The organism is Paenibacillus sp. ACRSA, from assembly GCF_022346845.1.
Taxonomy (GTDB): Bacteria; Bacillota; Bacilli; order Paenibacillales; family Paenibacillaceae; genus Paenibacillus.
Map to the genome: position 1 here is coordinate 19810 of NZ_JAKRNP010000015.1, position 26960 is coordinate 46769.

Here is a 26960-nt window from a genome sequence, read left to right on the forward strand (position 1 = left end):
GTTAACCCCCTTGCACGAACAAACGCTTACGCGCTTGCCGCCAGATCAGCATCATCGGAATCAGCAGCAGAACAAACCACAGCACCTGAATACCGAGTACATTCCATATGCCTGTGCCTTCTACTCTTCCCGTAAATACAGAACCGGGCAGATACGTAATCGCTTGGAAAGGCAACAGCTTCATGATGGTTGACAACCAATCTGGATATAAGCTGATCGGAATAATTAAACCAGAGAACAGATCCACTACAACCCGTTTCATGCGCATCATACCTTCGTTATTTTCCACAAAGAATGCCGCAAGTCCCGTAATGACGTTAATCTGAGAATTAATCAAGAAACTGAAGAACAGCATCACTAGAAAACCAATCCACGCCGAAGGCGCAGTAGGCAGTTCCACCGGGAAGAGAAGAATGGCAATCAACATGCCCGGTATCATGAGCAGCAAGAAGCGGAATATACCTTCCCCAAGTCCTTGCATCATTTTGACCATCACATAGTTAATCGGCCTAATGAATTGAATCGCTATGGAGCCATCCCGAATGTCGGCCGCAATCTCCCGATCCAGGTTGTTAAAATAAAATGCTCTCGCCATCCACGACACTGCAACATACGTCGTCATCTGAGCAGCCGTGAAGCCGCCAATTTCTCCGCTTCCTCCGTAAATTGCTTGCCAGGTAAAGTAATACACGCCAATATTCAGCGTATATATCAAAATGCCGGAATAATAATTCACCCGGTATGCCAGCATCGTTAGAAAACGAATGCGCATAAAATCAATAAATGCACTGTTCATCTAAGATACACCCACCGCTTCGTTGTTTGCCGCTACAATCTCAGGGCGCTCAGCGGAACCGGATTGATAGATACTACGTACGATCTCATCCGTATTAATCTCAACAATCTGAATATCGGTAATATCAGCCTGTCCAACAACCCTTCCAAGCACGTCGGATACATTAAGCTCCAATGGAATCCAGACCGATGCCGACAGCTCGTTCTCCACTGTCCAGCGTACAGGCATCGCGGCAGTCCATTCCTGCATTTGGCTCATCGTGTGTGCTGTGCCGAATTTGAAGCGAATTTCTCGCTCAGTTCCCCATTGGGATTTCAGATGATCCAAGCCGCCGTCATAGATGATGTTTCCTGCATCCAGCATAATTACTCTTGAACAAAGCGCCTCAATATCCTGAAGATCGTGGGTGGTCAGCAAAATAGTTGTACCATGCTGCTTGTTCATGTCTTTCAAAAATTCCCGGATTTCGGACTTCACGACAATATCAAGTCCAATGGTCGGTTCGTCCAAAAATACAATGCCTGGATTATGTAGCAAGGCTGCTACTAGCTCACAGCGCATGCGCTGTCCAAGGCTAAGCTTACGTACTGGACGGCTGAGCAGGTCTTGAAGCTGTAGCCGCTCAACAAGTTCATCCAGTCGTTTACGGAAATCTACTTCGCCTACGCGGTATACTTTGCGTAACAGATGAAAGGATTCAATAACGCCAATATCCCACCATAGCTGACTGCGCTGACCAAATACAACGCCAATGTTCTGTACAAACTTCTCCCGTTCCAGATACGGAACATATCCACCAACCGATATTTGGCCTGAAGTAGGCACTAAAATGCCGGTCAACATCTTAATTGTTGTTGATTTGCCGGCACCGTTCTCCCCGATATATCCACAAATTTCGCCTTGCGGAATTTGAAACGAAATGTCGTTTACAGCCAATACCTCCTGGTATTGACGCGCAAACAGGTCCTGAAATGCGCCCTTGAGCCCTCCACGGCTCTTCTGAACGCTAAACGACTTGCGTAAATCTTTGACATCAATCGCCAGCATGTTTATACCTCACTTGGATTTTGTTGAAATTGCTTGTAGCCCAAAAAGAAATTATAATAGTATCAGTCGAAATTCAGCAAGCTTTAAAATAGTGTGAGGAGCGTCCTCTCTCGCATCTGTGAAAGAGGTCGTGCGCGGAAAACCTCGGCTAGATGATCATCGGACTGATTTTTTAATTCATTTTGAATACAAAGGAGAGCTAGCATGACCAGAAAGACGAAGAGAACCATATGGATCTCTCTTGCCGCCTTCGTATTGATTGTTGGTGGAGCTGCGGCATTTTATTTCGGTTCTATTCTCAATCAGTTGAATGGTTTGCAAAAGGAAGGCGACGAATCTCCGTTTGCCGGTATCGAAAATGTTGAAAAAGTGAACACACCTGACCCACCGAAGTGGGAAGGAACCGACACCGTAAATATTTTGGTTATGGGTGTCGATGCTCGTGGATTAGCCAAAGGCGAAGTTCCTCGTTCAGACAGCATGATGGTGGTATCACTTGATCCACTCACCAAAAAAATCAATCTGTTCTCCATTCTGCGAGACACTTATATGAATATAGACGGCTACGGTAAGGATCGGATTAATACCGCGATTACACATGGCCCTAACACAGCAATGAAAGCCGCAAGTGACTTACTTGGTATCCCTGTTCAGTATTATGTGTATACGGATTTCCAAGGATTCATTAAATTAGTGGATGCCGTTGGTGGTGTGGATTTTGATGTAGAGAAGGACATGCACTATACAAGTAAAGCTGACAATAACGAATACGACATTGATCTCAAAAAAGGTTATCAGCATCTAGATGGAAATACCGCTCTGATGTATGTGCGTTTCCGTCATGATGCGATGTCAGACTTCGCTCGCTCCGAGCGTCAACGCGAGTTCCTCAAGGCGGTTGCGGCGAAGATGCAGTCAACAACAACGATTGCGAAGCTGCCTTCCATTCTAGAAGAGGTTAGCCCATATGTAGATACAAATCTAACCCTTTCCGATATGTGGAAGCTAGGTGGACTCGGATATCAGAGTAGCATGAACGGCAGTGAACAGATTCCACCAATGAACATGCTCAAGGAAGAGCGCACAGCCGGTGGAGCACAAGTGTTAACTGTTACGAACGAAGAGAAGCTCAAACAGCACATTCAGGATATCATTCATCCACCTGCTGAGCCTGAAGACAGCAGCACGGTAACAGAGGATAAAACAGCTAGCGGGGACGAACCCAAATCCTCCGAACAGCCAGCACAGTAACAACTTCGAAGTAGAAACACGTAGAGGGCAGCTATTACGCTGCCCTCTCGCTGTGTTGTTTTATGAATAATTATCATTCAAAACCATATCGAAAGGAAGTTATCCCATGAATTCATTCCCATCTCGCTCACGTTCCGAAGTTTTATATGAAGAAGCACTTCAACATATCGTTGGTGGCGTTAATAGCCCGTCTCGTTCTTTCAAAGCCGTTGGCGGTGGTGCACCCGTATTCATGAAAAAGGCACAAGGTGCTCATTTCTGGGATGTTGATGACAACAAATATATTGATTACCTCGCAGCTTACGGCCCTATTATTACAGGACATGCCCATCCTCATATCACAGAGGCAATTACGAAGGCGGCTGCAAACGGCATCCTGTATGGCACACCAACAGAGCTTGAAATTCATCTGGCCAAAATGCTAAAAGAAGCGATACCTTCCATGGATAAAGTTCGCTTCGTCAACTCAGGTACTGAAGCTGTCATGACAACAATTCGTGTAGCACGTGCATATACCAAGCGTAACAAAATTGTGAAATTCGCTGGTTGTTATCACGGACACTCGGATCTCGTATTGGTAGCAGCTGGCTCTGGCCCATCCACGCTTGGCATTCCGGATAGCGCAGGTATTCCAACGAGCATCGCCCATGAAGTTATTACGGTTCCATTTAACGATCTGGATGCCCTGAAAGACGCTCTGGAGCGTTGGGGTGAAGATGTTGCAGCGGTAATGGTTGAACCGATTGTAGGTAACTTCGGCATGGTCATGCCAGAACCCGGCTTCCTAGAAGGGCTTTGCGCGATGACACGAGACAATGGATCACTCGTCATCTATGATGAGGTTATTACAGCCTTCCGTTTCCACTACGGCTCTACTCAGACCTATGCTGGCCTGGAGAATCACGCTGAGATTGAACCGGATCTGACCGCATTAGGTAAAATTATTGGTGGCGGTCTACCGATTGGTGCTTATGGCGGACGCAAACATGTCATGGAACAAGTAGCTCCGCTCGGCCCAGCTTATCAAGCAGGAACCATGGCGGGTAATCCCGCTTCCATCTCTGCTGGTATTGCCTGCCTTGAAGTGCTGCAAGGTGAAGGTGTCTATGAAGAAATGGAACGCCTTGCAATTGATCTGACCACAGGGCTGCAAGCCTCTGCAGATCGCCATGGCATCGATGTAACGATTAACCGAATCCGCGGTGCCTTCTCCACCCATTTCTGTAATCACCCGATCACGAACTATGATCAGGCGCAGGATACAGATGGAGAAAAGTTTGCCTCCTTCTTCCGGCATATGTTGAACCGTGGTATTAATCTGGCTCCATCCAAGTATGAAGCGTGGTTCCTGACGACTGCACATACGGATGAGGATGTACAAGCAACCTTAGAAGCGGCAGAAGCTTCCTTCAAAGCGATGGCTCAAGAATAATTTACAACGCTAAGTCGTGTCTGAAAACAAATCGCCGTAGTGCATCCTTCGAAATTCTCAGACATGCCTTAGAGGCGTCGATAAACGGTGATGGTGACCGTTTACGACGCCTCTTTTTTTTGCGTTTCTACCTGATCTATTCTAATGCTGGACTACTTGTAACCTCGTAATTTGCTCTGCGATTATTCGCATTCCCTCTGCGATTCGCTGTTTCGGCACGTTGGATATGTTCAATCTCAGCATTTTATCTTCTTGCATCCCCTCCGGATAATAACGCTCCGTAGTTCCTGCCAGAACTCCATACTGTTCCAAACGAGTCAACAACGCCTTGAGCGGCATGTTGGCCGGGAGAGGCAGCACCGTATGCTCCCCTCCTGTACGCGGCGCTTCCCTGAAAGGTCTAAACTCAGGATATACGTCTAACTGTTCATGAACCTCACGCATGCGCGCAGCATAGCGAGTGCGAATCACTTTGCCATGATGGGCAAACATGCCACTGCTTATATAAATCTCTAGTGCAGCCTGAGACAATACGGAGGTGTCAATATCAAGCATTTTTTTGTACATATTGAAGGAAGAGGTAAGCTTCTGAGGCAAGATCGCAATGCCTATGCGTAGACCCGGAAACAGGATTTTGGAATAACTTTTCAGATAAATGACCCGCCCATCCGCATCATGGGAAAATAAAGGGTCTTGCTTCGAATTATCTTCCAGATCGGCCAAAAAATCGTCCTCAACGACGTACACATCGTACCTCACTGCGAGCCGAATTAACCGTTTTTTCTCAGACGTTGTCAGTGATGTTCCAAGGGGATTATGAAACCGTGGCATGACATAAAAGAATTTGATATCTCCCTCTCGGAATTGGCGCTCTAATTCATCCCAGTCCAATCCACTTAGTGAGCGCTTAACCCCTGCAATTGGCACATTTAATCCACTAAGAAGTGAAGGCATATTGTGATACGTCGGTAATTCCAACAGCACTCGCTGCTTTCCGTTTGGAAAAGGCATTAGTGCGAGCACTGCAAGTGCCTGCTGCACCCCCGATGTGATAAAGAACTGATCCGTATGAGCAAAAACCTGATAATCAGCAAACTGTCTCTGCACCAGCTGAATGAGCGAAGGCAGACCTCTTTCCGTCCCATATAGAAATAAATCAGCCTGTTTCTTCTCCATCGCTTGATCCACACAATGGCGAAAATCGGAGTACGGGAATACCCGTGGATCAGGCGCAGCTGAAGCAAAATCCAGTGGTTCATTCCATTCAGCATCATCTACATCTGTTCCATTCTGTACAGCATAATAGCCAGATTGAGGAATTGCATACACCAGATGTCGTTCCTCCAGCCATTCATACGCTCTAATCACGGTGCTGATGCTACATTGATGCTGTTCGGCTAAGGCACGAACTGCCGGAAGTCTGATGCCTTTGTCCATCCATTGCCGAGTATCCTGCTCACGCGCTTGCTCCTGAATCCAACGTTGTACGGACTCTGCGATAACTTCATATTTCCTCTTCATTCCAAGTTCGCACCTCCACAATTGTACCGGTACAATCTGCTTTTATGTTCATTGTAACACGTTCTTCCCGGCAGTATATTGATAGGGTCAACATGAACTTATGAACTAAGCGGAGGAATCGACATGAAGCAATCCCCTACTCGTACTCAAGGTTTGGCCTATATGGCAGCCGTTGTCTATGCAGCTATTATTGGCTTATCCTTTTTATTTGCCAAAATGACAGTCAATATTGCCCACCCGATTGATGTGTTAGCACACCGATTCGCGCTGTCCCTGTTAGTAGTCAGTATACCTATTGTTTTTGGATGGATTCGGATTAAGCTCACGTGGCGAGATTTATTACGGATTATCCCACTTGGGCTTCTATCTCCTGTATTATTCTTCGCATTTCAGACATTCGGGCTAGTCTCATCGAATTCATCAGAAGCTGGTATTATCCAGGCAATGGCTCCTGTATTCACGCTCATCCTAGCTTCGGTCTTTCTGAAGGAAAGAACAACAACGATGCAAAAGCTATTTCTGATGTTGTCAGTGGCTGGTGTTATCTACATCTTCTTGATGAAAGGCACTGCAATGTCGCTCGGCAATTTTAAGGGTATTGCACTACTTCTGCTCTCCACCATTTGCTTTGCAGGTTACGGTGTTCTTGCACGACCCTTGACGCAAAAATATAAACCGATGGAATTGACGTGGGTAACCTTGATGGTTGGAGCCATTGTCTTCAACGTCACATCTATCATTCGCCATACTTCAGTAGGGACATTATCGGATTATATCAAACCACTTGGGGATGGTTCTTATCTGGGCTCGATCGCCTACCTAGCTATCTTATCAACCATGTTCTCTACCCTGCTTGCTAGTTACGCCTTGACCCATTTGGAGGCTTCGCAGATGAGCGTATTTAGCAATCTGTCCACCTTAATTTCAATAGCAGGCGGGGCTTGGATTCTACATGAACCGGTTAGTGGTTATCATTTTATCGGAGCATTGCTCATTATTGCGGGTGTTCTCGGTACCAACATGAGTGGTAGAAAGCGTAGTCTACAAGCTAAACCTAGAGCCTGAGTTAGCATTAAATCATTGTAAGATTATGCAAATATATCGACCTATGTAAGGCACACCTGTATGAAGCACAGGATTCAAGTAAACACTGCTGAGATAATCCTATAAATGCGTGTTCAAAAAGGACGAATTTCATTACCAACAAGATGGGATGAAGCTAGAAACTTTTTGAACAGCCTCTATTAGCAAGGAGGTTATCTCAGCATGAAGCCAACCCAGCCTTCATTCTTACAAGCGTTAATGCTTATGATGTTAACGGTGGGACTTGTCAGTCACGTATTGATCATCCCCGCTCTTCTCACGGCTGCCAAAAGAGATGCGTGGATATCCGTTCTGCTGTCTGCAGGTCCCTTTCTCTTATTTACGCTCATGCTTGCGTATGTCTCCCGGCATCTTGAGCACCAAACCTTCAATAACTGGTTATCGAATCATCTCGGTAAACCAATTGGTCTGCTGTTTCGAATCGGAAACAGCCTCTTCTTCCTTTCCTTGATCTATTTCACTTTGCACGATACGACCACTTGGACCAAAACAAACTATCTACAGGATACGCCAGTAATCGCGACGACCATCGCCTTGATGGCTGTCTGCGGCTACACCGCTTATAAAGGCATACGTACGCTGGCGTTCACAGCCGGATTGCTACTGCCACTCGTTGTTATACTTGGCTTCTACGTAGCTATCGTTAACATGCAGTACAAGGACTACAGCCGCTTACTGCCTGTACTTGAACATGGCTGGTCGCCTGTCATTGATGGCACAGTATACTGCCTAGCTGGCATGTTTGAGTTGTTGTTTATCTGGTATATTCAGCCTCATCTGCGTTCTCGCATACGACTGTGGCAATATCTATTGCTGGCCTGCATCATCGTAGGCTTAACACTTGGCCCGTTGATCGGAGCCATTGTGGAATTCGACCCGTATGAGGCAGCTAAGATGCGTTATCCCGCTTTTGAGGAGTGGCGCATTGCTTCCTTGGGCAAATATATTGCCCAAACGGATTTCTTTTCGATCTACCAGTGGCTCGCAGGCTCTTTTACACGGATATCCCTCGGAATGTATATTGTGGTGGAGATATGGAATATTAAAAACGCCTATACAAGAAAAGCTGCCTTTAGCGCGCTCACTGTCGTTTTTATTATGACGATGTTACATCCATTGGATGATATCACGTTCGAATTTTTGCTCGTACATGTTATTTTCCCAGTTAACGTGCTGTATCTGAGCAGCCTTGCTGTAGTCGCCACTTTCACTGCGTGGTTCAGTTCACGCGCTCAGAGGAGGAAACAACATGGAGCACACACCGATTAACTCCGAATCCCCAGATTCCCTTTATACTTCATTGCAGCAATTATTCCAGTCTTGTGCAGACGTTGTTGTTCAAGCCTATCCTTCTAAACAGTCCGCTGGATTATCTGTCATTTTGGTATATTGTGAGGGCTTAACAGATACCAAACAGATTAATCAATATGTTGTTCCGCGACTAGAACAGGCTGAATTAGATGCAAGCATGCCATTACCTTCACAACTAGGGTTCTCCATGAGCGCCATTCCGGATATACAGGATATGCCCAACATTAATCGCCTCGTATTTAGCGGACAACTTGTCCTTTTCTTTGGGCAAGGACATCCGGCATATAGCATGGATATTGCCTCTATTCCGGGTCGTACACCCGAGGAATCTGCCATTGAAACATCAGTCAAAGGACCCCGTGATGGATTTACCGAAGAGCTTAGCACCAACATTGCTCTTATTCGAAAACGTCTAAAAAGCGACTCCATGTGTTACGAGAAATTCGTTAAAGGTAACCGGACACAAACCTCCATGGGACTGTTGTATATAGGCGATATTATTAACCCGGATATTCTAAGTGAAGCCCGCAACAATCTTAATCAGATTGAACTCGATGGCGTTCTCGGAACCTCGCTTGTCGAAAGGGCTGTTATGGGCGGAATCAAAAGTATTTTCCCTTTAACAGATAGTACTGAACGTCCTGATTATGTCGTTGATTCCATACTTAATGGTCGCTTTGCCGTTCTCATTGAAGGTTCTCCAGTAGCAACCATTGCACCCACTACCTTATTCAATCAGCTGAAGTCTCCCGAAGACGAGAGTACCCCGTTCTTTATCGTAACCTTTGAGCGGATTCTTCGTATTGCGGGGTTACTAATCGCCTGCTTTTTCCCTGCCTTCTATATCGGACTTACAAGTTTCAATCTAGAACAGATTCCACTACCTCTCCTCGCAACCATTGCGGGTACCCGAATGGGATTACCTATGCCGGTTACACTCGAAGCTTTCTTAATGATCTTTATGTTTGAATTATTTAATGAAGCTGGACGCAGACTTCCCAGAGCACTGGGACAGACGGTTAGTGTCGTTGGTGGACTCATTATCGGAGATGCAGCTATTCGGGCGGGAATTACCTCCCCCACCATTATTGTGACCGTGGCGATCTCTGTCATCTCTAGCTACATCCTCGTGAATTCCGTTCTAAGCGGAGCCACTTCACAGATCCGAATTTTCATGCTGATTCTCTCTTCTGTACTCGGGCTGTTTGGATTCATGGTGGGTTTCTTCGCTCTAATCGTTCACTTGGTGTCTCTGGAATGTTATGGCGTATCGTATCTATCTCCTGTATCGCCTTATATTCCTGGTGATTTCACACAATCCGTATCCATGCTGCCCACAATGAAACGCAAACAACGACCTAAGGCTCTTCATACCCAAGATACCACCCGAAAGAAGGGAGATTCATGATGTGCTCCGTGCAGTGTATGACATGTCTTACCCGAAAAATATGGCTCTGGCTGATCGCCATTATTATGGCTATTCCCCTATCTGGATGCTGGGATTCGAAGGAAGTCCAGAGCATCAATTTCATCACTGCGCTGGGTATTGATTATGTTAAGGATCACTATGTCGCCTATGCGCAACTCATTGATTTTTCGAGCATTGCGAAGCAAGATGGACCTACCTCACGTGAGGGAAGCCAAATCTGGATCGGTCAAGGTGAAGGAGCAACACTGAATATGGCTGTCAACGATCTGTACCGCAGTTCTCAACAGCAGACGTTGTGGACACATGTGAAAGCCATCGTATTAACCCAAAATGCGCTAAACGGGCATCTAGAGGATATTTTCGATACACTTATGCATTCCGGGCAACTTCGTTATACGCCTTGGATTTACGCTACGACGGACGATATGAAGGATCTGCTCTCTTCATCCGCTCTGCTGAACCAATCTGAACAGACGATCGAGTTATTCGAGCCGGTTAAGTTATATAAACAATATTCAGCGTTTGAGCCTATTCGAATGCATCAGCTGCTAGATGGATTCCGAGAACCCGCGTCTACCGTTCTGGTTCCCTCTGTTACGAATACGAATCACACATGGACAAACCAGGATCGGAAACCACCGCTCGTGCAAATGAATGGATTTTACGTTATCACAGGTGGGCAGAATCAAGGAAAAGTAGACGCAGATCATGCCGCAGGAGCAAGGTACGTCAACTACAACAAGGTCTATCAGTATCCACTGTACGTCTATTCGGACAAGCAAAAAACACCCAGTCTATCCCTCATGCTCCGTGATCCACGAACTGTGATACGAGCGAAGAAGAGTGGAACTGGGGTTCAATTTGACCTAAAAACAATGGTTAAGGCTTATATCACCGAAGACCATAGTACCCATCAATCCAAACGCATGCTAGAACAAGAAGCAGCACAACAAATTCAAAATGAGATAAGGCATACCTTTCAACATACACAGGCGAGGAAAATAGATGCCTATGGCCTGACGGAGTACCTATATCGCCATGACCATCCCTTGTGGGCTACACACGCCAACAAACGAGCTGATCCACTCGCCCATTTCAAGTTGGGTCAGGTGGACGTTCGTGTCGACATTATGAATGCAAACACCTATAAATATAATGCTTCAAAATAAAAAGCGAGCCATTCCCTGTATTAGTAGAGGGTGATTGGTTCGCCTTTTGGTATGCTATCATTTTAATGTTCTAACATTTTTCGGTGTTCCGCCATTATTCATCTAAGCTATCGGAAAAGCGACCACACTCATCAATGCTAATTCAGCCTGCGTTGTATCCAAACGACTGTACTGCACTATGATCGGCACATTGCTGGACACTGTTATAGCGTAAGGCACTCCGAGCGGAATCGACTCACCATTTGCCTGCAAAGAAGCTGTACGTATGTGTTTCGTTCTGCGCCCTGGTACCGTTGCCGCAATCTGCTCCAATGGCTCCCGATCCTCGAAGAAAATGGTGATCTCAAGTTCAGCATCTTCCGTGCCTGTGTTCAATACACAGATGCTCTCATGGCTCTCCAATGCACCGCTACTATCTGGAGGAATGTATCCATCGGGGATCACCCAATATGTATGGCCTTTTGCTGCCCCTGCGCTGTGTCCTGCAGTATCGCTCGTGACATTCGTCTGATTCTTTCCCACTATGCCAACCTCCTCGTCTTCAACTGAGTGCTTCCGATTGACCCTTGCTTCATTACATTACTTGAACTCTCGTCTAACGCAAGAACATCTGTAATGGCTGTAATCTTAACTCACGGATGGCTTCTGCCACTTGTTGAGCAAGACGATGAGCACCGCGTTCTTGAAAATGCGTGTTATCTTCCACGCCAGCAGGGAAGTTCATAAATTCACCAGGCAGCACCCACATAAAATCCTCTTTGGTACCTTCGATACCTGTCTGCTCAAATAAAAGACGACTCCGCTCCGCGAGATCAATCAGCGGCACTTCCTCCTCTTGCGCTAATTCACGTACGGCTACGATATAATCGCCATGCGTATCTGTCAGCGTACCGTCATCTGCGAAATAGCGACGATGAACAGGAGTAACCAGCACTGGACGAGCCCCTGACTCACGGGCGACATCAATATATTTTTTCAAATGCTCTTTATAGGTTGTGAAAGGCTTCGTTCCACGACTCGGATCTGGCTTCTCATCGTTATGTCCGAATTGAATAAAGAGAAAATCCTCTGCCTTGATCTTCCTCTGAATGGCATCTAAGCGTCCTTCATTAATGAAACTGCGAGAACTGCGCCCTGACTGCGCATGATTATCTACAGCCACATCGTGTTTGAATTGAGCCGGCAACAACTGCCCCCAACCACAGTAGGGGTAACCACTCTCCGGTTGATCCGTAACTGTGGAATCCCCTGCGAGAAACACCGTCATGGTCTGATTCGCAAGTGTAACTTCTAATGCATTAATTCGTGGTGCTGGGCCAGAGAAGGATAAGCGAAGCTTGCCCCCTCGAACAACGACGGAGAATCGAACCTCTGCACATTGTCCTGGCAACGTATGGATGGTCGGCACCATAAGCCTGCCTTCTCCAGCTTTGACACGAGTACGTGTCTCAGCCAGCTCATCTCCTGCAATCATCATTACTTGATACGTGCCATCAGGCACATCCATGACAAAGGCTGCTTTCGTTGGAATACAGAAGCTTGAACGTAATTGGGAGGCCAGGTTAACCGGCTCCCCATTACCTTGAGTGCGATTAGCTCCTCGTGATGACTCATTCTCATGAATCCGTTGTTTCTCATACACGATGGAGCCTCGTTCAAATCCGAATCCCTGTTGTTCCTCATAGATTGTATTTGAAGATACTGCCTTGTATCCTTCTATTTCCTCTCCAGGGCCAAACTTAAACTTCCATGCTGTAACTGTACTCTCGTTGTTCTCTACCGTTGCCTCCGAGGCAACGGTATGACGATCTTGAGCATTATTCAATGGAATAGCCTCCTTGTTCAGCGTTCTGTTCCAACGCGTGCAATTAGCCTTTCAAACCGCTAGTGCTCATCCCTTGTACAATTTGTTTCTGGAAGATGAAGAACACAGCTACAACCGGTACGAGACTTACGATGGACATCGCGAACATCGCTCCCCAGTTGGAGGCAGATTCGCTATCCAGGAACATTTTCAGAGCCATCGAAACGGTGTATTTATCCGGTGAATTCAGGTACAATACTGGACCTAGCAAGTCCTCCCATCTCCAATAGAAGGAGAAGATTGCGGCAGTAGCCAGTGATGATTTGATGAGTGGCATAATAATCTGAATGTACAGCCTAAATTTGTTACATCCATCAATCGTAGCTGCCTCATCCAATTCCTTAGGAATCGTTCGAATGAACTGTACCATCAGGAAAATGAAGAACGGCATCCCGAAGAATGTAGGAACAACGATCGGCAGTATCGTATTCAACCAACCAAGCTTCGTGAAAATGATATATTGAGGAACGAGTACAACATCATGTGGCAGCATAAGAGTCAACATCATAATGGAGAACCAGAAGGCACGTCCTTTGAAGTTGAGTCTGGCAAAACCGAAAGCAATCAATGATGACGATATCACTGCACCAATAGTTGAGATGATAACAATGACTAGCGAGTTCGTAATGTAATCCATGAACGGTCTGCCGCCAGCACCTTTCCAGCCATCAACATAGTTGCTCCATATCCATTCTGCTGGGAAGAGAGTATCTGCCGTAACGAAGATGGTACGACTCTCCTTGAAGGAACTGAACAGCATCCAGAGCACTGGATAGAGCATCAGGAGGGCTAGTGCTGCAACGAATATGTGATATATGGGCCATTTAACATTTCTCCAAACCATCGTTACTTCCCTCCTTCGGATTCATAGAACACCCAGAATTTAGATGTTAGGAACACCGCTACAGTAAGCAAACCAATCATCAGCAACATGATCCAGGCCATTGCCGAAGCGTAACCCATGTTGTTAAACATAAACGCCTGACGGAACAGGTACAGGGAGTAGAGCATCGTACCGTCCATTGGACCGCCCTCTCCTTTGGAGATAATGTAGGCAGGTACAAATGTCATGAATGCACCAATGGTTTGCATGATCAGGTTGAACAGAACAATTGGACTGAGGAGTGGCAAGGTAATGCTGAAAAATTTACGAATCGGATTCGCTCCATCCACGCCTGCTGCCTCGTACATCTCAGGAGAGATATTTTTGAGACCAGCCAGGAAGATCAACATGGAGGAACCAAACTGCCACACGGACAGCGAGATTAGCATAACAAGGGATGCATCCGGATCACCGAACCAGCTTATTGGCCCTACTCCGATTGCAACAAGTGCACTGTTAACGACACCTTCGTTACTGAAGAGGTTCCGCCACATAATGGATACAGCGACACTACCACCGATGATAGATGGTAAGTAGTACAAGGTACGGTACGTTCCAACCATGCGAGAGCCAGTATTCAGGATCATCGCTACGAAGAGGGCGAAGATCAACCTTAACGGTACCCCAATGAATACATACAGGAATGTTACCTTAACCGAGTTCCAGTATTTCGGGTCTTCAAAAAACATTTTGTAGTAGTTGTCGAGCCCGATCCAGCGCGGAGAAGTGAACAAGTTATAACTCGTGAATGACATATAGAGAGAAACAAACATGGGGATCAGCGTAAAACCCAGAAAGCCAATAATGAACGGGCTGATAAACGCATATCCGGTCAGGTTTCTACGTAACGACGAATACTGTCTCAATGGAACGAACCTCCTTTATAGTGCGTGTTCAAAAACGACGGTTTTCAGTACCGAGAAGATGGGATGAAGATAGAAATGGAGTAGCGGAGCGTAGGCAAAACTACGTGAGCAACTACATTGTTTCTGAAAGAAACAAGCTTCGTAAGCATCCACTTATTTCGGCTGAATCTCATCTTCGACGCTGAGATGCCGTCAGGCATCCATCGTAATCAAAAGCGGACTTTTTGAACAACCTCTTATAGATCTGCTTGCGCTATGACTGGGGCGGCATAGCCGCTGTGGCTGCCGGGTTTCCAAATGATTGGACGGGGAAAGGCCCTCGCAGAAGCGAGTAGCCCTGTTCCCGTCCATCCCAGCCATGGGATGAACAAGCAATCATTCAACTGTTATTTATTGTTAGCTAGAACAGATTCAGCATTTTTGCGGAATGTCTCAGCCGCTTGCTCTGGTGTGATTTTGCCAAAGTTCAATTCTTCGGCAACATCTGCTAAGGATGAGATTACCTCAGGTGAACCTACTGGTGGTGGTGGGCTCATAGGTGACGCTTTAGGCTCCATTGATGCCACGAATTCAAATACCTGTTTCGTTGCATCGCTCAGTTCTGGTGCAATCGCTTCTTTGATTGCTCCAGAGATTGGCACGCCGCGCTCACCTTTGATCAATTTGTTAGCTTCTACATCGTTCACCCAGAAATCGATGAATTTAGCTGCTTCTTCTTTTACTTTTGAGTTAGACGTTACACCCCAATACATACTTGGTTGCATATAAAGTCCTTTTTCCATGTCAGGACCTGGCATAGGTGCGATTGCAAGTGGACGATTAGCTACTTGTTGTAATGCCACGAACTGGTTCGACCACTGCCATACACCAATTCCTTTTTCCTTCACCAGATCAGATTCTTCAATGATACCTTTGGTTTGGTTAACCATATCTGGAGTAGGCGCTGCACCTTGCTCAATCATGCGACGCATAAGTCCGAAGAATTCAACGAACAGTTTATCATCGTCATAGCCAAGCCCAGTTCCTTCTGCATTGTACAATGACAGACCTTTGGTACGCAGGAAGTAGTGGAAGAAGATATCCGGAGCTACCCCACCATCCAAAAACAGACCTTTATCTGCAGCTTGTTTACCCAGCTCTTCATAGGTTTCCCAAGTCATATCGTCTGGAATTGTATCTATTCCTGCTTTTTGAAGCAATGCCGGATCGTATTGGAAACCGAGAACGTTAACACCAGCAGGCACACCATATTGCTTGCCGTTAATTACGCCAGTGCTGATAACATTCTCAGAGACATCGTCTACTTTGATCTGGTTGCCCAGATATGGAGCCAGATCCTCTAGCTGACCATTCTGTGCATATTGACTGATATAGGAGATATCCATCTGCACAATGTCAGGCAACTGACTTGCCGCTGCTTGTGGAGCGAGCTTTTTCCAGTAGTCATCAAATGAAGCATATTCCACGTCGATTTTGACATTCGGGTTTTTCTCTTTGTACAGGTCGATGACCTTCTGTGTGTATTCATGTCGTGCGTCTGAACCCCACCAAGCGATTCGTAGGTTAACTGATCCATCCGAGGACGAGCCTTCTGATCCTCCACCTGAACTACATGCTGCTGTAAAAACCAGCAATGCAGCCATCATCAGGAATATTGCCTTTTTCACCATGCCAATCTCCCCTTTTATGTTGATATGGTTGTGTGAACGGGTTACCTTTCCCTTCCTGATAACGCTTTCACAAACTTGATAATGTCATTTTCGCAAATGTACGCGCATAGTTGAATACACAAAACCGTCTTGTTGGTTTAAAAAACAGAGGAGGACGACATTGCCCCTCATGGCACTGTTCGTCCTCCCCATATCTTCACCACAGGATCGGTGTCCAATTGTTACGTGCCGGATCTACGGAATTCAGTAGGTGTCATTCCCGTCCACTTTTTGAACACCTGACTGAAATATTGCGAGTTGCCTCCGAAGCCGAATAATTCGGCAAGCTCAAATACTTTTACATCCCCGCCTCTGCGAATATGATCACATGCCCGTTCGATCCTAAGTCGATTCACATAGTTTGAGAAATTTTCACCAGTCACCTTTTTGAAAATTTTCCCTAAGTAATCCGGATTCATATATAACATCTGATGTGCTACGCCGTTTAGCGAGAGATCTGCTTCACCGTAGTGACGATCTACGATATCCATCATTTTCTCCACCGCCGAAGACTGGCGACTGATATGGTTCTTGTAATATCCCGAGGTCAACCGAGCTGCACTGCTGGATACAAAGGATTTCAGACCAGATAACGTATCGATGTGAGATAGCTCTGCCATCCGCTGAGTGAATTCCGTTGCCTCTTCGGGTGGACAGACTTGAATCATTGCCGAATACAATTGCACCACATAGGAACGAGTAACCTCAATCTCCAGCTGATGCTCTGATAACAGATCAAACAGACGATCCACTTCAGAGGCCGCTTCTTCAGCATTTCCCGACTTGATTAATTGACACAACTGATCCGCATCCTGTTCCACATGTATACCTTCGCGTTCGCCTGCTAATACAAGGTCGTTCTTCGTAATTAGCTTCCCTTCTCCGATGAAAAAGCGATGATTCAGACATTGCAGTGCTTCACGGAACAGACGCCGGGCCTGGATCATTCGATCTGCTTCGCTTAATGCGGCAGTCACCTGTAATTTATACAAGCGAGTAAATGTAGCCCGAACTTCTTCGATACTTTCCTGTAATGTAGCTGCATCAGCGGAATCCTTCAGCAAAATCAACAGCTTTCCTTCAATCGTTGTACTTAACATGACATGTGGGAGAAGATCGTTCGCGATATTCTTGATCGCAAATAAATGACTGTAATCATGCTCATCTGCAATTCGAAACAGCAATAGACGCACTTCAGTATCCTCAAGCTCCAGATCGAACAGCTCTTGATAATATTCCAAGTCACCTGGTCCGTAGGTTCGATTCGTCATGAATTCCAGCAGAAACTGTTCTTTCACATGTGGAAGAACCCGTTGCAGTCTCTGCTTCATCTCTCCGGCTACATGCTCCTTCACCTGGGCATCCTGCTGTTCCTGTAGTAGCTCGGATAAGGCATCATGGATCTGATTCTCATTACAAGGTTTAAGCAGATAATGCTTCACCCCATATTGCATGGCTCTACGGGCATACTCGAACTCCTTATAACCAGACAACATAATAAACCGTAGATCAGGATAGGCCTCGGACGCCTTCTCAATAAGTCCAAGACCATCTAGACCAGGCATTGAAATATCAGTAATGATAATGTCAGGCCGGGATTGCCCGATTTTGTCCAATGCTTCAATTCCATTCCTTGCCGTATCCACTAGCTCTGTGCCTGCCGCGGCCCAATCGACCACCTGGGAAATTCCCTCTAGAATGACACGCTCATCATCTACGAGCATCACTTTGTACATCGTCATCGTCCTCTCTAATCCAAGGTATGCTGATCGATACTACAGTTCCTGATCCAGGGCTGCTGCTCATGACCATTGTGCCTTCATCACCGAAGGTCAGTCTGATCCGTTCTTGAATGTTCGATAACCCAATGCCCTGCCCTCTTGTCTGAATCTGTCCCTCCTGCAATTGTTGTAGGAATTCCGCTGTCATTCCCGGGCCATCATCCTCCACTTCAATAATTACCTTATCCCCGTCTGCCCTCGCTCGGATGCGAATTCGGCAAGGATCTATGCTTGGCTCCAGTGCATAATGAATGGCGTTCTCCACCAAAGGCTGTAATGTCAGTTTAGGAATCCGTGCTGTTCCCACTTCAGGAGCAATCTCCATGTCAAAATCAAGTCTTTCCTCAAAGCGTGTACGCTGAATCGTCACATAGCTGCGCACGATATCCAATTCCCTTTCGAGCGTAATCCACTTTTCAGACATATTCACCGAGCTCCGTAACAAAAACCCAAGTGCCTCCACCATTTCAGAGATTTGGCGTTGTTTCTGAACTTTGGCGAGCCAATTGATCGATTCCAGTGTGTTATATAAGAAGTGAGGGTTGATCTGCGCCTGAAGCGCTTTCAACTCTGTCTCACGAATGACCAGCTGCTTGGCATAATTCTCATCAATCAATTCACGGATGCGCTGTAGCATCATTTTGAAGGTTCGATGTAATAGCCCGACCTCATTTTGCGGGGAAGAAGGAATGTCACCGAGTGCAGCTTCCTCCAGCTTGTCGAGGTCACCCTTTTCAATATTACGCATTTTCTTGATCAAATGGGCAATAGGCTGAGTGATGCTACGCGAGAATCGGAATCCGAATATAAGTGCCGCCAGAAATATGACAATGAAAATGACCGTTACCAGCTGTTTGACAAACTGAACCTGCTTAAACATCTGATCAAAGGGAGTCATATACAGGTACACCCAATCTGTGTAGGAAGAGTGAGCTCGGGCGACAAAATTCCTTCCTTGTTCAAACATAGCAATGCCATACGGCTGAATACGCTTCAATTCTGACTCAATTTCAGATTCACTGACTGAAGGTTCAGTTGGATAGATGACTTCTCTACCATCCGTAATGAGTAGCTGAGAATCCTCTGCCGGATGCTGCATCTGATCCTGGACAATGCGATCCAATCGAACACGAATCACTAACGTCCCCAGCTTATCCAGTGTAAACGCACCACCAATGAAGGATTTCACCTGTCTTACCGATAGCAATCTCGCTTGGCGATCCCCGCCGGTATACCATGCATTTGCACCGGAATGCTGCTCACCAAGTGCAACCAGCTCATTTTGCATTGCTTCGGAGACACCCTCTCGGTTTCCCGCAGCCATAATATTTTTATCATTATCAATAAATATCATGGAGTACACATACTTCTCCGAGCCTGCATAAGCGACAAGTCGATTAGTGATCTTCTTGCGTACACTGTTCTTTTCGTATCCCGTCTCTGCCTTCTCCAACTGCAGCAGATATTGCTGTAGCGGTTCGTCCGACATGACTTTGAAGGATAGATTCGTGATCTCCCGAAGCTGATTCTCGATGCCTACAGAGGACATATTAAGAACCTGTGATGATTTCTCGTAAATCTGACGGTCATAGATGCTGAAGACATATCGCAGGACGGAGACATAAAAGGTGAAGCTGACCAACATCAAAAGCCCGATGAGAAGGATGGTTTTGTGATGTATTGGCAACGTCATGAAAGCGTTCTTAATTTTCCTCATCCAAAGCGCTCCTTTGACTGGAGAAGGGTACGATGCTTCTTATGGCGTGTAGAACTACTGTAAGTTATTTTCATATTTACACATCCATGGTCAGATGACAAGTCATATTTATTCAACTTTTGGAGTCATGAAACAATCTATTCACGATGTCCGCGGATAAAAAGACAAATAGACAGAGAATTCCCTCTGAAATGAAGGAACCCATCTGTCTATTCGGGTACGAAGTAAAGGTTACGGATTCACGAATACCGTTTTCAACTTCGCTACATATTGCACGTCAAATCCCAGACCTTCTGCTACCATAGCAAGCGGTACGTATGTTTTGGACTCTTTGCCTACCTTGTTCAGGAAGGCAGGTGTGTCTACCTTAACCGATGCTCCGTTAACTAGAACCGCATTCGCACCGATCTTCACAGCAACCTTGCGATCACCATAAGTAATTGTAGCTGTAGATGTTTTGTTATCCCAAACCGTTGTTGCACCAACCGCGTTCACGATATCCTGAATGGCTACAAAGTTCTTGCCGCTACGGATGATCGGTTTATACGGTGTATTCAGCGTTTTGCCGCTGACGATAATGTTCATTGGCTCGCCTGCTGCTGGAGCTGTCAGTTTGGTATAGTTACCCCAGATGGTTTTGGCAAACACTTCAGCAATCGATGCATATCCCAGTTGATTCGGATGGAAATCACGATCTCTGATCATATGTGTCATCGTACCTTCGCCGCCAATAAACTCTTTTGCTACGTGAGCTACTTGTACATCGACCCCTTGGGCAGTGAATTGAGCTGCGATTCCATCAATCGTCGTTGTGAAGCCTTTGGATGCCTCCATGAGTTTAGCATAAAGCTCCTTGCCTGCTACCTCTGGCATCGGTTGATATTGATCAGCAATCACAATTCGAGCCGTTGGGTTAATTTCATGAATGTCAGTAATCGTTGCACTAATATTCGCTGTATATGTTGTAAGTAATTCTTTTACCTTCTCTTGCAGCTCCTGATCACTCAGCTTGTTGGCTGTACCGAGCAATTCCGATACGTCATTTCCGCCAATCGTAATGGCTACTAGATTCGCTTGAGCAATACTCTCCCGAATGGCAGCGGTATTTGCTCCGATCTGTCCAGCTCTTGGGTCTGGAAGACTTGGTTGAATCGCTTCAGATGTGAGCGTTTTGCCGTCTTTAATTGCCGTCGTGAACGTCTTCAGACCACTGCTCTTCAAGCCAGCAATGCCGAAGTTATCCACTTGCGTACGACCATGAAGCAAGCCTTGCTCCTGCAAACGTTCTACATAGCCATATGGTAGCTCTTGCTCTTTCAGATTAGGCTCGTATCCCACAGTGATAGAATCTCCCAAGGTTACGATACGAAACTCCTTCGTTACCGCCACTGCATCTTTCTTCGCTGGCAAGGATGCTTCGGTTGTGCTCGTTGGCAATGTGCTTGTACCTGCCTCTGCCGCATGTGCAGGCAGTGCAGATGATGCTAAGAGCAACATTCCGGCTAACATACTCGCTGTTAATCCTGCTGCTGTATTTCCCCATGTAACTTTACGCTTCATTCTCGTTAACACTCCTTTTCGCGAATCTATCATTTTACACGATTATATAGTACATCCGTCATTCTAATGACATAAGTGCGTGTCATTCTATTCTATCATTATAGAGTAGAGGTTGTCCCCACTACAGGTGGGGCACATGAAATAACAGGTTTCCCGGACGGGATAACCTGTTATTTCGTTCATTCTTATTCGTTGGCTATGTCTAATTACAGTCACACATTGGCCATTGGTTAAGTTTGCGACGGATCTGCATCTTTAGAATGATTGGGATCCACTGTGTCAGTATCCGGTTTGTTACCGGCAGCTCGTTCCAGATAACGATCATAACGATCATCTACTTCACGTGCTAATTGCCGGAATTTCAACGTTTCTTCGACAATGGGGTCGCGCTCCGTCTGGATCCGCACTTCATATTTGGGAGGAATCAATTGGCGTTCACGCTGTTCGGCGTCGCCGGAGTCCTCCATGTCCCCTTCCATCAGCATATCTCTGAGCCGTTGTTCCAGTTCTTTGGATTCATCCATTGGTATTCGCTCCTTTGATTGAATTTACATGTTTACGATGACAAGTTATTCAAGCTTGGATAAGTTACGCTCACTCCATACCCGTAGCTTTGGCTTCCTTCAGTACACCTGTCAGGGCGTCATGAATTTTGCCATTACTCGCGACGATATGGCTAACAGACAGATCGTACGGTGTTCCAACCGTATCTGTGATTGTGCCACCAGACTCTGCAACGAGTAGTGCGCCTGCTGCAATATCCCATGGTTTCAGTCCGATTTCCGTATAAGCGCTAAGTCGTCCCGCAGCAACATAAGCCAGATGTAATGCAGCTGAACCGCCAGCACGTAAGTTACGTACCTGTGGGGCAAGCGCTTGTACAGCAGCCATATTAATCGGCAGCGTATAGTTAGGATCTGCAGGGAAGCCAACAGCAACAAGGCTGTGTGCCAGCTCTTGCTCTCCAGATACGCCCATACGATTACCATGAACGTAAGCGCCTTTTCCTTTTTCAGCTACAAATAATTCATCCCGTGAAGGATCGTAAATAACACCTACAATGACTTCACCACGATGCGCTAATGCGATAGATACCGAAAAGAACGGAAATCCATGCACGAAATTGGTCGTGCCATCCACGGGGTCAACAATCCAAAGATACTCTTCATCTTGAATCTCTTGGAGCGCTCTAGCGGAAGCTTCAGGTCCCGGCTCCACGCCCTCTTCACCCAGAATCGCATGCTGAGGAAAATGCGTGAGAATAAGGCGGCGGATCATCTGTTCCGCTCCTTTGTCCACTTCGGTTACCAGATCTTGCGGAGAATACTTAATTCCGAGTTCACTTACCGTTCCAAGGCGACTCTTGATCCACTCTCCAGCTTTGGAAGCTGCATTGATGGCGACGGCAGTATAGCTTTTGCTTGTCACGACATAAGGTGTCTTTTCCTTCTCATTCAAAGCGTTCACTCTACTTTCTATATCAATCTACGAAAAATTAAAATACTTGATAAAAGTATACGTTCCTTAGGAGGTAAAGTTTCTGGTCGCCTAAGCCTCTTTTGGCACTAGGGATGAATAATGACCGTTGATTCGTCTATCCATTCCACGCCCTCTTCGTGATAGAATGCTAGCTTCTGCATCAACTGAACCAACGCTTCATCTTTTCGTTTGGCCTCAATCATGACATCCAGCGCAGGAGTATCTGCAGCAATGTGCCTTAAAAAGTCCAGCAACGGCTCTACCTCTACGCCGTCCGCATGACCACGCGGGTCTTTCTCACTCTTCGGGCTGGACACGTGAATCTTAGGTGCGAGTGGGCGATCCGTTGGTGAATCTGCCTGGGCAAGGGGTGACGTCCATGTTTTCAAAATGTTAGGCCACAGCTCCCAAGGCTTTTCGCCTTCGTTGTTGACCCACTGATGATGAATATCCAGTACCATCGGTAGCCCTAAATGTTCACACACCGCTAGAGTTTCGGGCACATTGAAGGTTTTGTCATCATTTTCGAGCGTGATCCGCTCTTGAATATCCCTGTCCAGCTTCATAAAGTTCTCTTCAAAACGAAGTGCTGCAGAAGGCTTGTCCCCATATGCACCACCAATATGTATATTGTTCTTGGCAGTTGCATTCAGACCCATTGCATCCAGCATCCGCACATGATGGCGCAGATCCTTGATCGAATTACGCAGCACTTCCTCACGAGGTGTACTGAGTACCGTAAAATGATCAGGGTGAAACGATACACGCATCTGATTCTCCTTCACAAATTCACCTATCGCTGCAAAATCAGATTTTAGTGCCGGAAATGGATCCCAATCACTTAGATCCTCATGAGTTGCGAGAGGAATTAATTTGGAGGAGAAACGATAGACATGAATATGACTCCCGCGATTATGTCTGAGTAATCGTAACGTATTGTGTAGATTCTCAGCCGCGATTCGTTCCAGCTTACGAATGGCTGCTTGCCTGTCTTCGATCTTTTTGAAGCTGGCCATGGTCATTGTGCGCGATGGTGAAGCATTCTCCACAAGCACAGACATAGCCACGTAACCAAAACGCACGAGCATGAAGGTTCTTCCTCTCTATGGGCGGCAATTCTGCCCGACTCTGATACGCCGAGCTTTGCCAACTTGTATATAACCAAGTTTTACCCTAAACGAAAGACCATAATCGTTCAGGCGCTAAATTGGACGATTAACTCTGCGCCTGCTCTCCAAAGAACATCTCGTCCGCAAGTGCAGTCTGGATGCGTGACTCTTCTTCCGTTAATTTACGGATGAGTTGCATCTCTACTTCGGTCACCTCTTGATTTTGGAAGTTAATTTCCGCAATGGAAGCGACAATCTTCACGATGGCAACCGCCACATTGTCCGGTGTGTACGCAATGACTTTCTGTCCGGTAGGGAACACGCGGAATCCTTGTTTAACCATTTTGCCACGGCCATATTCAAGCAGCTCGAATAGTTCTTGTTCGCTTTTGAATTTGCATACGGAATTGAATTCAGTCTGAAATCCCATGCCTATCCCTCCTTAAATTAGCGTGTAAATAATAAGTTCATTTTATAAAATCCAAAATTATGCCTGCACGCCGTTCTCATAGTTCAGCGCCTGTTTGCGGTTGTATCGCTCCAAAGCCAGCTCAATCATGCGATCCAGCAACTCCGCATACGCTACACCCGTTTCACGCCACAGCAAAGGATACATGCTGTACGGTGTGAAACCTGGCATTGTGTTCACTTCATTAATAAGCAAGGCGCCATCCGATTTGCGGATAAAAAAGTCCGCGCGGGAGATACCATTGCCTTCGATTGCACGAAATGCCTGCAACGCCGCTTCACGAATACGATCTGCTGCTTCTGGATCGAGTGGTGCAGGAATCAACATCTGTGATTGTCCGTCAATATACTTGGCAGCATAATCATAATATTCACCGGAAGATACGATTTCTCCTGGCACCGAAGCCATCGGTTCATCGTTTCCTAGCACACTCACCTCGACTTCACGTGCTTCAACGAACTCCTCAATGACCACCTTCGTATCATAACGAAGTGCGAATTCTACAGCTGTTTTCAACTCATCCCGGTTGCGTGCTTTGGAGATGCCCACACTTGAGCCTAGATTTGCCGGCTTGATAAAGCACGGATAACCTAGCTGATCTTCAACCTGAACGATCATTTCGTGCTCAGATTGTTTCCATTGTGTCGCGTTGAAATAAGTGAAGGCACATTGGTCAATACCCGCCTGTGCGAACAATTTCTTCATCACCACTTTATCCATACCACCTGCTGAAGCGAGTACACCCGCACCAACGTAAGGCATATCTGCCATCTCGAACATTCCTTGGATCGTTCCATCTTCACCGAATGTGCCGTGCAGCAGTGGGAACATCACGTCCAAAGCTTCTTCTCCACCGTACAGGCGACCGAATAGCGCGTTCAGCGCTTCCTGTGTTCCGCCCGCAGCTTGTTCCAGCTTCAGGTCTTCGATTCGCGCGAATGGCGTATGCATGACAGAACCTTTTTTCCATGTACCTTGCTTAGAGATATAAAAAGGAACTAGTTCATACTTCTCATAATCAAATGCATTTGTTACAGCAAACGCCGTTTGCAGCGATACCTCGTGCTCGCCAGATTTCCCGCCATAAACGACGCCTACTTTTAATTTATCCATACTCATGCGTAACCTCCGATTATCTGTGCATCATGCCTTCATCATGAACGTAATCATGACAGGCACCATTGTTATTCTGTACTGATCTTATTTTACACGGAATGGGCTTGGCTCGTCACCGAAAACAAGTTCTGTCCCTGTGAGAACAGACTCAAAATTCGTCTGCAATGTGAAAAAGCCGATACACCGTACGCTCTGTCCAAGCGTAAGAGTCCTGGTAATCCCAGTAACGGTGACGACTGCTGACTGTATGTGCGTTAACAAGCGGCATGCCACCCGCATCAAAGGCGGTTACCACCGTGCTATGCTGAAAGCGACCATCCCCGTCCCAATCGTAGAGAATGACATCCCCCAGCATCAGTTGCTCAGGACGCTCCACTACCGTTGCGGTCAAGCCCCAAATGCTACTGGACAGATAACGCTCCAAACTGTTCGATACTGCCCAGCTGTAACTCCACATCTCCGTGCCATTTACATAACCTTTATACCACCAGCCCGCTTCTCTTCTACCAGTATAGTGGATGGGTGCCTCCCCTGCAAAGAGGCACTGGGACACGTAATTGGTGCAATCCACCTCGAATTCTTCAAATGCCGGATTGCCTGTATTCCACCAACGATCCGCATACGCAACCGCTAAATCTCGGCGATACAATTGCTGACGGGAGCTGCGCCCCTGCCTAAGCACATCGTGATTGAGTAGAGGTCGATTCATCGCCGGTACAAAATCAGCCTGCTGAAAAGGGCGACTCGCTCCAGGAGGGCGGCGTTCAGGTACCTCCCGTTCTACCCGTGTAATCGTCCAAGTTCCGTTCTGCCGTAGAAAGGTCAACCGCTCCCGCTCGATTCGATCTTCGCGATGAGTCATGCCGCTTTTCTCATAAAATAACCTGCTGTATAGCTGTACATCCACCACAAATTCTTCTGGACTCTCGGTAACCGTACGTATGATTTTTGCGCTGGTCTCACTCCGCAACGGCACAGCGCGCCGCCTACGATACCACTCGTCTAATCTCGCCATGCGCTCGCCCCGATCCAGAACAAATGCAGGATCAGTTACAATACGTTCGCTTGTCTGTGGGCGGTAGTCAATCTCGCAGCGATTATATTGGTTAACATACGTATACAAGGCACTCTTCCATTCCCGTTCCAAGCTGTTGTCCCCCTTCGGCATAAGCTGTGTATGGACGATCTCCCACCGATATGCACAATAAAACTCCTTCTATATCTATGAGAACCCACCGGGTTGTATGAGTACGCCTTCTGAAATCCAAATGATACGAACTTACTCTTTACGAGAAAACGCCTTCATCCTTTTAAAAAGCAGGATTTCACAGGCAAAAAGCCCTTTAC

General features: G+C 46.5%; 23 protein-coding genes. 6 read left to right on the forward strand and 17 right to left on the reverse strand.

Annotated features, from left to right (window positions below):
• Position 1: 1 nt before the first annotated feature.
• A complete protein-coding gene (locus MH215_RS25545; RefSeq protein ID WP_056699805.1) occupies positions 2 to 796 on the reverse strand; it encodes an ABC transporter permease in 795 nt (264 codons plus the stop codon).
• A complete protein-coding gene (locus tag MH215_RS25550; RefSeq protein ID WP_239293835.1) occupies positions 797 to 1843 on the reverse strand; it encodes an ABC transporter ATP-binding protein in 1047 nt (348 codons plus the stop codon). It lies immediately after the preceding gene.
• 204 nt (positions 1844 to 2047) lie between these two features.
• Between MH215_RS25550 and MH215_RS25555 the strand changes: the two genes are divergently transcribed.
• Positions 2048 to 3094, forward strand: coding sequence for an LCP family protein (locus MH215_RS25555; RefSeq protein ID WP_239293836.1), 1047 nt, complete (start codon positions 2048 to 2050; stop codon positions 3092 to 3094).
• Positions 3095 to 3200: 106 nt separating this feature from the next.
• The gene (locus MH215_RS25560; protein WP_239293837.1) at positions 3201 to 4526 is read left to right on the forward strand and encodes a glutamate-1-semialdehyde 2,1-aminomutase; all 1326 of its coding nucleotides are present in this window, start codon (positions 3201 to 3203) and stop codon (positions 4524 to 4526) included.
• Between the two features lie 141 nt (positions 4527 to 4667).
• On the opposite strand, the gene MH215_RS25565 is transcribed toward MH215_RS25560, so the two are convergent.
• Entirely contained in the window at positions 4668 to 6047 is a 1380-nt protein-coding gene (locus MH215_RS25565) for an aminotransferase-like domain-containing protein (protein ID WP_239293838.1), read from the reverse strand.
• A gap of 123 nt (positions 6048 to 6170) precedes the next feature.
• Here MH215_RS25565 and MH215_RS25570 point away from each other — a divergent pair, with 123 nt between their 5' ends.
• The 4 genes from MH215_RS25570 to MH215_RS25585 all read left to right on the forward strand — a co-directional run bounded on the left by MH215_RS25570 (position 6171) and on the right by MH215_RS25585 (position 11060).
• The gene (locus MH215_RS25570; protein WP_239293839.1) at positions 6171 to 7112 is read left to right on the forward strand and encodes a DMT family transporter; all 942 of its coding nucleotides are present in this window, start codon (positions 6171 to 6173) and stop codon (positions 7110 to 7112) included.
• Positions 7113 to 7313: 201 nt separating this feature from the next.
• Positions 7314 to 8420: a GerAB/ArcD/ProY family transporter gene (locus MH215_RS25575; protein WP_239293840.1), complete on the forward strand. Its 1107-nt coding sequence runs from the start codon at positions 7314 to 7316 to the stop codon at positions 8418 to 8420.
• Entirely contained in the window at positions 8401 to 9870 is a 1470-nt protein-coding gene (locus MH215_RS25580; RefSeq protein WP_239293841.1) for a spore germination protein, read from the forward strand. The genes MH215_RS25575 and MH215_RS25580 overlap by 20 nt, the downstream gene beginning before the upstream one ends.
• The gene (locus MH215_RS25585; protein WP_239293842.1) at positions 9867 to 11060 is read left to right on the forward strand and encodes a Ger(x)C family spore germination protein; all 1194 of its coding nucleotides are present in this window, start codon (positions 9867 to 9869) and stop codon (positions 11058 to 11060) included. The genes MH215_RS25580 and MH215_RS25585 overlap by 4 nt, the downstream gene beginning before the upstream one ends.
• Positions 11061 to 11162: 102 nt before the next feature.
• On the opposite strand, the gene MH215_RS25590 is transcribed toward MH215_RS25585, so the two are convergent.
• From MH215_RS25590 to MH215_RS25655, 14 genes are all read right to left on the reverse strand, one after another.
• Positions 11163 to 11582: a sensory rhodopsin transducer gene (locus MH215_RS25590; protein WP_239293843.1), complete on the reverse strand. Its 420-nt coding sequence runs from the start codon at positions 11580 to 11582 to the stop codon at positions 11163 to 11165.
• Positions 11583 to 11655: 73 nt separating this feature from the next.
• Positions 11656 to 12885: a rhamnogalacturonan acetylesterase gene (locus MH215_RS25595; RefSeq protein WP_239293844.1), complete on the reverse strand. Its 1230-nt coding sequence runs from the start codon at positions 12883 to 12885 to the stop codon at positions 11656 to 11658.
• A gap of 43 nt (positions 12886 to 12928) precedes the next feature.
• Positions 12929 to 13768 (reverse strand): carbohydrate ABC transporter permease, encoded by an 840-nt coding sequence (locus MH215_RS25600; protein ID WP_239293845.1) that lies wholly within the window; start codon positions 13766 to 13768, stop codon positions 12929 to 12931.
• A 2-nt stretch (positions 13769 to 13770) separates the two neighbouring features.
• Positions 13771 to 14673 (reverse strand): carbohydrate ABC transporter permease, encoded by a 903-nt coding sequence (locus MH215_RS25605; RefSeq protein WP_145052359.1) that lies wholly within the window; start codon positions 14671 to 14673, stop codon positions 13771 to 13773.
• A gap of 386 nt (positions 14674 to 15059) precedes the next feature.
• Positions 15060 to 16343 (reverse strand): ABC transporter substrate-binding protein, encoded by a 1284-nt coding sequence (locus MH215_RS25610; RefSeq protein ID WP_239293846.1) that lies wholly within the window; start codon positions 16341 to 16343, stop codon positions 15060 to 15062.
• Positions 16344 to 16564: 221 nt separating this feature from the next.
• Positions 16565 to 18118 carry a response regulator transcription factor gene (locus tag MH215_RS25615; RefSeq protein WP_239293847.1) on the reverse strand — a complete coding sequence of 518 codons (1554 nt, stop codon included), beginning with the start codon at positions 18116 to 18118 and terminating at the stop codon, positions 16565 to 16567.
• Positions 18093 to 19880: a sensor histidine kinase gene (locus MH215_RS25620; protein WP_056699760.1), complete on the reverse strand. Its 1788-nt coding sequence runs from the start codon at positions 19878 to 19880 to the stop codon at positions 18093 to 18095. The genes MH215_RS25615 and MH215_RS25620 overlap by 26 nt, the downstream gene beginning before the upstream one ends.
• 231 nt (positions 19881 to 20111) lie before the next feature.
• A complete protein-coding gene (locus MH215_RS25625; RefSeq protein ID WP_239293848.1) occupies positions 20112 to 21440 on the reverse strand; it encodes a stalk domain-containing protein in 1329 nt (442 codons plus the stop codon).
• Between the two features lie 230 nt (positions 21441 to 21670).
• Entirely contained in the window at positions 21671 to 21964 is a 294-nt protein-coding gene (locus MH215_RS25630; protein WP_239293849.1) for a hypothetical protein, read from the reverse strand.
• 70 nt (positions 21965 to 22034) lie between these two features.
• Positions 22035 to 22898 (reverse strand): inositol monophosphatase family protein, encoded by an 864-nt coding sequence (locus tag MH215_RS25635; protein WP_275446337.1) that lies wholly within the window; start codon positions 22896 to 22898, stop codon positions 22035 to 22037.
• 107 nt (positions 22899 to 23005) lie between these two features.
• Positions 23006 to 24007, reverse strand: a complete 1002-nt coding sequence (gene uvsE, locus MH215_RS25640) for a UV DNA damage repair endonuclease UvsE (RefSeq protein WP_239293851.1) — start codon at positions 24005 to 24007, stop codon at positions 23006 to 23008.
• 127 nt (positions 24008 to 24134) lie between these two features.
• Complete coding sequence (locus tag MH215_RS25645; RefSeq protein ID WP_239293852.1) at positions 24135 to 24458, reverse strand: hypothetical protein; 324 nt, start codon at positions 24456 to 24458, stop codon at positions 24135 to 24137.
• A gap of 57 nt (positions 24459 to 24515) precedes the next feature.
• Positions 24516 to 25616: a D-alanine--D-alanine ligase gene (locus MH215_RS25650; RefSeq protein ID WP_239293853.1), complete on the reverse strand. Its 1101-nt coding sequence runs from the start codon at positions 25614 to 25616 to the stop codon at positions 24516 to 24518.
• Positions 25617 to 25761: 145 nt separating this feature from the next.
• Positions 25762 to 26781 (reverse strand): amidase domain-containing protein, encoded by a 1020-nt coding sequence (locus MH215_RS25655; protein ID WP_239293854.1) that lies wholly within the window; start codon positions 26779 to 26781, stop codon positions 25762 to 25764.
• Positions 26782 to 26960 lie beyond the last annotated feature (179 nt).